The sequence below is a fragment of the Clostridioides sp. GD02367 genome (assembly GCF_045900275.1).
GTDB classification, from domain to species: domain Bacteria; phylum Bacillota; class Clostridia; order Peptostreptococcales; family Peptostreptococcaceae; genus Clostridioides; species Clostridioides difficile_A.
In genome coordinates this window covers 1-9,194 of the sequence record NZ_JBJODK010000023.1, presented here as the reverse complement: position 1 = coordinate 9,194, position 9,194 = coordinate 1, and the positions used below count along the sequence as shown (strand labels likewise).

Here is a 9,194-nt window from a genome sequence, read left to right as displayed (position 1 = left end):
GTTTATTTCTTTTTCCTTTTTTCAAGGACAAGTAATACTATATCACCTTTATTTATCCAAGTCAATATAATTTTTCATTTTTTTTAATTTTTTATTTCTCAGATATTTTTTATATTCAAATTTTTAAATTTAATACTGTTTAGAAGTGTTTATTTCATAAAACTAATATATATTCTATGCTCAATCTTCCTTTTTATTCTATAATTAAATTTTTTATTTGTAATAGATATTTATAATAGCATATATTTTCTAAGATTAATTTACATTTCTTTCACTTGTAATTTTTGTAATCTTGTATTAGATTAATATTAAAAAATAATTTATTAATAATTTGATTTACAATGACAATTTATATATATCAAAATATAATATCACACAAATACTATGCTACATTTTAGGAGGATTTTATTATGAGCAAAAAAGTATTAATCATGTCTGCTTCCACTGGTGGTGGACATAATAGAGCTGCTCTAGCTATTAAAGAAGAGCTTACTTCCAAAACAATTGATGGAGAACCAATTGAATGTGAAATAATAGATAGTTTAAAATTAGTTAATAACACAATGGATAAGATAATTTCAAGAGGATATGAAAAATCTGCTATATATACACCTAAAGCATATGGCAGTGTATATAGATTATCTGAAACGAATCTTTTATCAAAAAATGAATTTAAAGACAATTTAATAATAACATTTATGGCAAAAAAATTTAAAAAACTTATTAGAAATACAAAACCAGATTTAATTATTGGAACACATCCTTTTCCAATGATTGCTCTTAGTACATTGAAAAAAAACTTTAACTTACATAATAATGAATCAAATACTTATACAGAGTATTTTTATAAACATCACACAAACACGATTAATGTTCCTCCACTTATTTCTGTATTAACTGATTATACTACACATTCTACATGGATACAAAATGAAATTGATTATTATATAGTTGGTCATGAATATGTAAAAGAATTATTGGTATTTGATGGAGTTGAATCTAGCAAAATTAGAACCTTTGGAATTCCTGTAGAGAAATCATTTCTTTCCCATAGGGATAAAGAAGTTGTTCTTTCTGAGTTAAATTTATCGCCTGATAAATTGACAGTTTTACTTATGGGTGGTAGCTTTGGAGCTGGAAATATAAAAGAAACACTAGATGAGTTATTAGACACTGATAGAGACTTTCAGATACTTGTGATAACTGGTAGGAATGAAAACTTGAAAGAAAAAATAGAAAAAAAACTTATATCTCGTTCTCATAATAAAAATGTATGTGTTCTTGGATATACTAATAAAATGAATGATATCTTAGCTTCTATAGATGTATTAGTAAGTAAACCTGGAGGACTTACTACAACTGAAGCACTTTTAAAAGATGTACCTATGATAGTTCCATATTACATACCTGGACAAGAAGAAGAAAATCTAGACTTTTTATCCAATTGTGGTGCTGCACTTAGAACTACAAAGAAATATAATTTATCAATATTATTAAAGGTTCTAATAGATGACCCAAGTAGATTAGAGATGTTAAAAGGAAATATTAAATCAATAAGAAAATCAAATTCAGCACAAAATATAGCTAATTTGATTTTAAGTATAATTTCTAATTGATAAAATAAATAAAATCCCTATAGTATATATTATCTATTAGGGATTTTTTATTTTCTAATTATTTAATATTAAATTGGTTCATAAAAGTCTTCTTCATAATCATACTGATAGTTTTTATAATTATTTCTGAATTCAGTGTTTTTGTTACGTGCAGTTTTCTTAGTTTTTTTCTTATTAGAAAAACTTATATCATCAAAATCATCATGTTTAGGTTTATCTTTCGATTTCATTTTTTTAACTCTTTTTTCTTTCATTGCATTATGTTCTTCTAAGTTCATAATTGGTTTCATGTTGCACCCCTATCAAAATTTTTAAATGATTTATACAACAAATTATACAATACAGAAGAAATTTATTCAATAAATCTAAATCAAAATTAATTTGAATTTAACACCAAAAAATTACAAAAATCGAGGTATTAACCTCGATTTTTATATTTCTCTTCTACCTTCTAATGCTTTTGATATTGTAACTTCATCTGCATACTCTAAATCTCCTCCAACAGGAAGACCATGAGCTATCCTAGTAACTTTAATTCCCATTGGCTTTACTAATCTAGCAATATACATAGCTGTAGCTTCTCCTTCAATTGTAGGATTTGTTGCCATTATTATCTCTTTGACATCTTGATTGCCAAGCCTTTGTATAAGCTCCTTTATTTTTAGCATATCTGGTCCAATTCCATCCATTGGAGAAATCACTCCATTTAATACATGATATTTACCTTTAAATTCTCTCGTTCTCTCCATAGCTGCTACATCTCTTGGATCTTCTACAACACATATGACACTTGAATCTCTACTTTTATTTGAACACATACTACATGGGTCTGTATCTGTTATGTTACAACAAATTGAGCAATATCTTATTTCTCTTTTTGCATCTATAATAGCCTTAGATAAAGCTTCCACATCATTAGTATTCATACTAATTATATGAAATGCTAATCTTTGAGCAGTCTTTCTTCCTACTCCAGGAAGCTTTGAAAATTCTTCTATAAGTCTCGTTATTGGACCTGTATAAACTTGCATAAATATCACCTACTAGAATAACCCTGGTATATTCATACCTCCAGTTACCTTATTCATTTGATTTGCTTGTATATCATCAATATTTCTCAATGCTTGATTTATCGCACTTAAAACTAAATCTTGTAACATTTCTATGTCATCTGGGTCAACTACTTCTGGCTTAATAGTTATATCCAAAACTTCTTTTTTACCATTAACCTTTACAGTAACTGCTCCTCCACCAACTGAGGCTTCTACTTCTTTATTTTCTAACTCTTGTTGAGCTTTTTGCATATTTTCTTGCATCTTTTGAGCCTGCTTTAATAAATTATTCATATTTCCACCACCAGGCATCATTCCGCCTCCAAAACCTTTTTTAGCCATAAATACTATTCCTCCTAAACTTATTTTCATTTTATTATTATATCATAATAATATTTTATTATTTACTTTCATTTTCATCAATACTATCTTTTATTTCTAATATCTCTTCATCTACTATGTTCTTTAATATCTCTTCACCAATATCCTTTTTCTCTTTAACTTCAAGATTTATATCTTTGACCTCTGATGTCAATACTATTTTCACACTAAAACTTCTATTTAAAACATCTCTTATTGTTTTTTCTAAATAAGTTATTGTATCTTGGGAGCTTAGTCTAGTTTTCGCGAAATCAAATTTATCATCAAATATAACATACAACATATTAGAATATACGTTAAAACTTTTTACCTCACTTAAAAGTGCATATATTGGCATTTTTTTATCTTTTTTAATTTGTTTAAGTATATTCTTCCAAGATGACTCTATAAGTATAACATCCTCATTTTTTACATCTTCATAAACTACACTTTCTTTATTTACATCTATTTCTCTATTGACATCATCTTCTTTTTCTTTGTTATTGCCCTGTTTTAAAACTTTAAAACTTCCCGATTCAATCATTTTTTCTAAGTTTTCAACTCTTTTAATAAGAGCTTCCTTACTTTCATCAAACATTGGTTGAGCAATTTTCATCATAGTTATTTCCACTAAAACTCTTGGATTTGAAGATGACTTTATATCATCTTGAGTTATTGATAATACATTTAAAATTCTTATCAAATCGTTTATATCTATGTTTTCAGATTGAAACTTAAGTTGTTCTATAGTTTCTTCTGGCAATGAAATTATTTCATCTAATTCTGATGACACCTTACATACCATTAAATTTCTAAAATGGTCAATCAAATCATTTATAAGGTTTCTTATATCTTTCCCCCATAAAACAAATTCATTTAATATCTCTAGAGATTTTTTAGTATCTTGTTCCACAATACATTGAGACAATTCAAATAACTGCTCTATATTGACGCTTCCCATCAATTCAACAACATCTTTATAATCTATTTTATTCTCTCCAAATGATATACATTGGTCTAATATACTAAGAGCATCTCTAAGCGCTCCTTGAGAATTCCTAGCTATTAAATTAAGAGCTTTATCATCTATATCAATTCCTTCATCTTCACAAATCCTTTTCATTCTAAGAGTCATGTCCTTAACTGTAACTCTTTTAAAATCATATCTTTGGCATCTCGATAAAATAGTTGCAGGTATCTTGTGAGGTTCAGTAGTAGCCAATATAAATATTACATATGATGGAGGCTCTTCTAATGTTTTTAATAGTGCATTAAAAGCTCCTTGAGACAACATATGAACCTCATCTATTATATATACTTTATATTTAGCATTAGCTGGAGAATATTTCACACTTTCTCTAAGTTCTCTTATATCATCCACACTGTTATTTGATGCTGCATCTATTTCTACAACATCCATTGTATTGTCCTTTAATATAGATTCACATATCTCACACTCATTACAAGGTTCTTCATTTATTTTATTTAAACAGTTAACTGCCCTTGAAAAAATCTTTGCAGTAGATGTCTTACCAGTACCTCTTGTCCCACAAAACAAATAAGCATGTCCTATATTATCATTGTATATTTGATTTTTTAAAGTCTTAATAATATGATCTTGACCAATAACGTCCTCAAACTTTTGTGGTCTATATGCTCTATATAATGCTTTATGCATCTTTTTACCTCTCTTTAGTAAAATTAATAAAAAAATCCCTCATTATCTAAGGGATTAGTCTTTTATATATTAAATGCTGTACACCATCTATCGACTTAATTCCATAGGCGTTACCAAAACAGTTAGCTCAACTTAGGCACCCCCGCGGCACACAAAAGTGATCACTTACCGCTGCTTCCTTCCGGATCTGACGGGGTTCATGAGCTTTCATTGCGCAGGACCTAAGCATCAACACCACTTATTTAGGGCGGCCCTACAGAAAATAAGCCTTTAGATGGAATTCAATCCTGCTATAGCGGATTGCAGGTTACAGGGCACCGCTACCTCCCCATCTAGTACAGCAAAATTACAACCATATTTAATTACTTTTATTGTTTCTGGCGGAGAGAGTGGGATTTGAACCCACGATACAGTTTTACCCATATACTCGCTTTCCAGGCGAGCGCCTTCGACCACTCGACCATCTCTCCTTAATCTCTTTTTCTTAATGCCTTAAAAAATTCTTGCAATATGATCGAGCATTCTTCTTGCAAAACATCAAAAGCCACTTTTACATTATTATTATTAAAATAATCTAATTTAAACTCATGTTGTTTTTCTATATATGAATTTTTTATATGTCTTGTCCCTATTATAAGCTTTTTTATTCTAGAATTAACTATTGCACCACTACACATTATGCAAGGTTCCATTGTAACATACAAATCACAATCAGTCAACCTCCAACCACCTATTTTTTCTGATGCTTGCTTTATTGCTAAAATCTCTGCATGAGCTGTAGAATCTTTTAACGTTTCTGTAAGGTTATGAGCTCTAGCTATTATTTGATTATCTTTAACTATGATAGCTCCTATTGGTGTTTCTCTTTTATTATATGCTTTATATGCTTCTTTTAATGCTTCTTTCATATAAAATGAACTTTCCATAATTCCTCCCAAAACTTATAACAAACTTATCTTATCATAATTCATTTTATAATTCAACTTAATTTTATTTTGTTTATTTAATTATTAATAGATATCTCTATATTTTATTTAAATTAGTTCCAAAATAATCTTTATCCATTTATATAAGTGTTGATTTATAAAGATGTTTAGCATTTTATGATAGATATTTGTTTATATAAATTCACATAAAAAAGCTATGAAATTTAATAATTTCATAGCTTTTTAATTTATTGTTCATTCATAGTATGTCTTTTACATCAAAATATATTTCTACATATAATATCAATAGAGTATTATCTTATAACATCAACACCCATGTAAGGTCTTAATTCTTCAGGAACTACTACAGAACCATCTGCTTGCTGATAATTTTCTAGTATAGCTGCTAGACATCTTCCTATAGCTAATCCAGAACCATTTAAAGTGTGAACATATTCTGCTTTTGATTTTTTATCCCTTTTAAATCTTATTCCTGCTCTTCTTGCTTGGAAATCTTCAAAGTTTGAACAAGAAGATATCTCTACATATCTATTGTAACTTGGCATCCAAACTTCTAAATCATATTTAAATGCAGCTGTAAATCCTAAATCCCCTGTACATATTTTTACAACTCTATATGGAAGACCTAACATTTGTAGCATAGTTTCAGCATCATGAGTTAATGATTCTAATTCATTATAAGAATCTTCTGGTTTAACAAACTTAACTAACTCAACTTTATTAAATTGATGTTGTCTAACTAAACCTCTTGTATCTCTTCCTGCTGAACCTGCCTCAGATCTAAAACAAGGAGTATATGCACAATATTTAATTGGAAGTTCTGCAACATCTAATATCTCATTAGCATGTATATTAGTAACAGGTACTTCAGCTGTTGGTATTAAGAAATACTCTAATCCTTCTATCTTGAACATATCTTCTTCAAATTTAGGAAGTTGACCAGTACCTATAAAACTATTTCTATTAGCCATAAATGGAGGTAAAACTTCTGTATATCCATGTTTAGCTGTATGAGTATTTAAAAAGAAATTCATTAAAGATCTTTCTAATCTAGCACCTAAACCTCTATATAAAGTAAATCTTGAACCAGTTATTTTTCCAGCTCTTTCAAAATCTAATATACCTAGACCAGTACCAATATCCCAATGTGCTTTGTGTTCGAAATCAAATTTAGTAGGTTCTCCCCAAGTTCTTATTTGAACATTATCTTCATCTGTTTCGCCTTGTGGAACCTCTGGATGAGGAACATTTGGTATTCTCATCAATGTGTATTCCATTTTTGCTTCTACTTCTTTTACTTTCTCATCAATACCTTTTATCTTATCTGATAACTCTTTTAATCTTGCTTTTTCTTCTGTTACATCTTTGCCTTCTTTTATTAATTGTGGTATGTTTTTAGAATTTACATTTAATTCATTTTTCATAACCTCAACTTCTTGAAGTATCTCTCTTCTTTTATTATCTAATTCAACCACAGCATCAAGGTCAAATTCTCTTTCGCCTCTTCTTTCCATAGCTTTCTTGATATCATCTAAATTTTCTCTTATTCTTTTAATATCTAACATATTAATTCCTCCTAATAATTTTGATAATATAAATTATAATTCCAATTAATTTACAAGTATTCTAGCTGTAAACTTTTAATTTAAACAAATTTGAAAAATAAAAAAAGACCTCCGTTTACCCTATAAAAGGGACGAAAATCTTTTATCCGCGTTGCCACCCTAATTGATTATACTAAAACGTATAATCCTCTCAGACCTATAACGTAGGTAAACCGTCTAGCTTTAACTAGAAGCTCTAGAGTAGATTCAAAAACCATTGTAATGAGTTCTCACCATCCACTCATTCTCTGAATACAATCTGTTTTTTACTATTTTCCTTCACCGCTTTTTAACTAATTGTTTTATTTGATAATCATTATATTATATATATTAACATCTTTCAATACTATTATTCAAATTTTTTTAGAATTTTCTTTAATTTTTTATATTAAATTCACTTTTTTACTTAATTGAAATTCTATCTTTTATCCATTGTATTTAAATTGCTCATATTATTAAATAATAATGAGGAAGGAACAAATGGGACTTTTATATTATTTTCGTCAAATTTATTTTTGACTTTTTCCATTACATCAAAGTAAACATCCCAGTAATCATCAGTTTTAACCCATGGTCTAGCAACTATTTGCATAGTGTTGTTTCCTATAGAGTTTAAACCTATAATTGGTTTTGGGTCATCCAATATCCTTTTTTCATTTATAAAAATTTCATTCAATATGGACTTAACTACATCGATATCACTATCATATGAAATATTATATGAAAAATCTATCCTTCTTTTATTTTGATGTGTGTAATTAATTATATTGTTACTTGTCAATTGAAAGTTTGGTATAATTATGGTTTTATTATCTGGGGTTTTAAGAACAGTACTAAATATTTGTATATCAGAAACTGTACCTTCTACACCTGAGCCTTGAATATAATCGCCTATATTAAATGGCTTAAAAAATAAAATAATCATACCTGAACCTAAATTTGATAATATTTCTTTAAATGCTAAACCTATACTAAATCCAGCAGCTCCTAATACAGCTACAACTGATGTAGTTTGTATCCCTATAATACCCAAGCTTATCAATGATATAATAGATAACATAGATATGTATATTCCATATACAATGAAATTATTTACACCTTTGCTCATTCCATATTTGATTAAAAACCTTGAAACCATCTTTTTTACTATCCTAGATATATAGATACCTATTACAAATACGATTATTGCATATATAATATTTGGTATATTATCACTAAAGTTATTAAGCATATTTTCTAAAGTTCTTTTAGTTATATTACTATTTGTTGAAGCAGTCTTAGCTAATGATAAAAAATTCATTTAACTCCTCCTTATGATAATATTCCTCTGTCCTCTAATTCTTTTGTTATAACTTCTATAGTCTCTTCTTTTAGTGTCTCAATTGTATGAATATGACTACATTCAGTTAGAACTGATAACTGTTTAAATTCATTTGTCTCAACCTTCTTCATAAAATTATCTATATCCATTTTAGAGTAAATATTAAGCTCTGCAGTTATCTGACCATATGTTGGATGATTTACGATGACATCCTTAACAATTCCACCTAAATCTACAATAATCTTTAATTCATCATAAATTTCTTTAGAATTCCTGTGATTCTTACATTTTATTTGCTTTGTAAAATATGGTTGATTATATATTATATATCCTTGAGGTGTAGCTATTATTTCAAATCCTCTAGCTCTTATAAGGGCTATATCTTGTACTATTACTTGCCTACTTACATTTAATATCTCAGCTAGCATTCCACCTTTTACAGGGCACTTAGATTCTTTTAAAATATCTATTAATTTGCTTCTTCTTTCATCAGAATTCATATTACACCTTCTTTCTAAATCAAAAACTTTACCTATACTATATAATTCTATATTTTATCTTATTATAAATCAATATTGATTTTATATTCTATTTAATATTAAACTTTATTGCAAAT

At 28.0% G+C, this 9,194-nt stretch carries 9 protein-coding genes, 1 tRNA gene, 1 other RNA gene and 1 other annotated feature; of the genes, 1 reads left to right on the top strand and 10 read right to left on the bottom strand.

The window, feature by feature from the left end; all coding sequences use genetic code 11:
- Nucleotides 1-410: 410 nt before the first annotated feature.
- The gene (locus tag Q3223_RS19365) at nucleotides 411-1,616 is read left to right on the top strand and encodes an MGDG synthase family glycosyltransferase (protein WP_407812426.1); all 1,206 of its coding nucleotides are present in this window, start codon (nucleotides 411-413) and stop codon (nucleotides 1,614-1,616) included.
- 68 nt (nucleotides 1,617-1,684) lie between these two features.
- On the opposite strand, the gene Q3223_RS19360 is transcribed toward Q3223_RS19365, so the two are convergent.
- The 10 genes from Q3223_RS19360 to Q3223_RS19315 form a co-directional block, all read right to left on the bottom strand.
- Nucleotides 1,685-1,906 carry a hypothetical protein gene (locus Q3223_RS19360; protein ID WP_054268637.1) on the bottom strand — a complete coding sequence of 74 codons (222 nt, stop codon included), beginning with the start codon at nucleotides 1,904-1,906 and terminating at the stop codon, nucleotides 1,685-1,687.
- 141 nt (nucleotides 1,907-2,047) lie between these two features.
- Nucleotides 2,048-2,647 carry a recombination mediator RecR gene (gene recR, locus Q3223_RS19355; RefSeq protein WP_054268636.1) on the bottom strand — a complete coding sequence of 200 codons (600 nt, stop codon included), beginning with the start codon at nucleotides 2,645-2,647 and terminating at the stop codon, nucleotides 2,048-2,050.
- A gap of 12 nt (nucleotides 2,648-2,659) precedes the next feature.
- Nucleotides 2,660-3,010, bottom strand: a complete 351-nt coding sequence (locus Q3223_RS19350) for a YbaB/EbfC family nucleoid-associated protein (protein ID WP_021382454.1) — start codon at nucleotides 3,008-3,010, stop codon at nucleotides 2,660-2,662.
- A gap of 58 nt (nucleotides 3,011-3,068) precedes the next feature.
- Nucleotides 3,069-4,706, bottom strand: coding sequence for a DNA polymerase III subunit gamma/tau (gene dnaX, locus Q3223_RS19345; protein WP_219674363.1), 1,638 nt, complete (start codon nucleotides 4,704-4,706; stop codon nucleotides 3,069-3,071).
- A 76-nt stretch (nucleotides 4,707-4,782) separates the two neighbouring features.
- Nucleotides 4,783-5,047: signal recognition particle sRNA large type (ffs, locus tag Q3223_RS19340), an RNA gene on the bottom strand.
- A gap of 37 nt (nucleotides 5,048-5,084) precedes the next feature.
- Nucleotides 5,085-5,176 (bottom strand) — tRNA-Ser (locus Q3223_RS19335).
- A complete protein-coding gene (locus tag Q3223_RS19330; protein WP_054268634.1) occupies nucleotides 5,177-5,632 on the bottom strand; it encodes a nucleoside deaminase in 456 nt (151 codons plus the stop codon).
- Between the two features lie 314 nt (nucleotides 5,633-5,946).
- The gene (gene serS / locus Q3223_RS19325) at nucleotides 5,947-7,218 is read right to left on the bottom strand and encodes a serine--tRNA ligase (protein ID WP_054268633.1); all 1,272 of its coding nucleotides are present in this window, start codon (nucleotides 7,216-7,218) and stop codon (nucleotides 5,947-5,949) included.
- A 124-nt stretch (nucleotides 7,219-7,342) separates the two neighbouring features.
- Nucleotides 7,343-7,549, bottom strand: a binding site (T-box leader).
- Between the two features lie 126 nt (nucleotides 7,550-7,675).
- Nucleotides 7,676-8,557 carry a mechanosensitive ion channel family protein gene (locus tag Q3223_RS19320; protein WP_054268632.1) on the bottom strand — a complete coding sequence of 294 codons (882 nt, stop codon included), beginning with the start codon at nucleotides 8,555-8,557 and terminating at the stop codon, nucleotides 7,676-7,678.
- Between the two features lie 11 nt (nucleotides 8,558-8,568).
- A complete protein-coding gene (locus tag Q3223_RS19315; RefSeq protein WP_021396376.1) occupies nucleotides 8,569-9,078 on the bottom strand; it encodes a transcription repressor NadR in 510 nt (169 codons plus the stop codon).
- Nucleotides 9,079-9,194 lie beyond the last annotated feature (116 nt).

Coding starts and splice junctions, on each gene's coding strand:
- Q3223_RS19360 (WP_054268637.1), bottom strand. CDS start 1,906: ATGAAACCAATTATGAACTTAGAAGAACATAATGCAATGAAAGAAAAA.
- Q3223_RS19315 (WP_021396376.1), bottom strand. CDS start 9,078: ATGAATTCTGATGAAAGAAGAAGCAAATTAATAGATATTTTAAAAGAA.
- Q3223_RS19320 (WP_054268632.1), bottom strand. CDS start 8,557: ATGAATTTTTTATCATTAGCTAAGACTGCTTCAACAAATAGTAATATA.
- dnaX (WP_219674363.1), bottom strand. CDS start 4,706: ATGCATAAAGCATTATATAGAGCATATAGACCACAAAAGTTTGAGGAC.
- serS (WP_054268633.1), bottom strand. CDS start 7,218: ATGTTAGATATTAAAAGAATAAGAGAAAATTTAGATGATATCAAGAAA.
- Q3223_RS19365 (WP_407812426.1), top strand. CDS start 411: ATGAGCAAAAAAGTATTAATCATGTCTGCTTCCACTGGTGGTGGACAT.
- Q3223_RS19350 (WP_021382454.1), bottom strand. CDS start 3,010: ATGGCTAAAAAAGGTTTTGGAGGCGGAATGATGCCTGGTGGTGGAAAT.
- Q3223_RS19330 (WP_054268634.1), bottom strand. CDS start 5,632: ATGGAAAGTTCATTTTATATGAAAGAAGCATTAAAAGAAGCATATAAA.
- recR (WP_054268636.1), bottom strand. CDS start 2,647: ATGCAAGTTTATACAGGTCCAATAACGAGACTTATAGAAGAATTTTCA.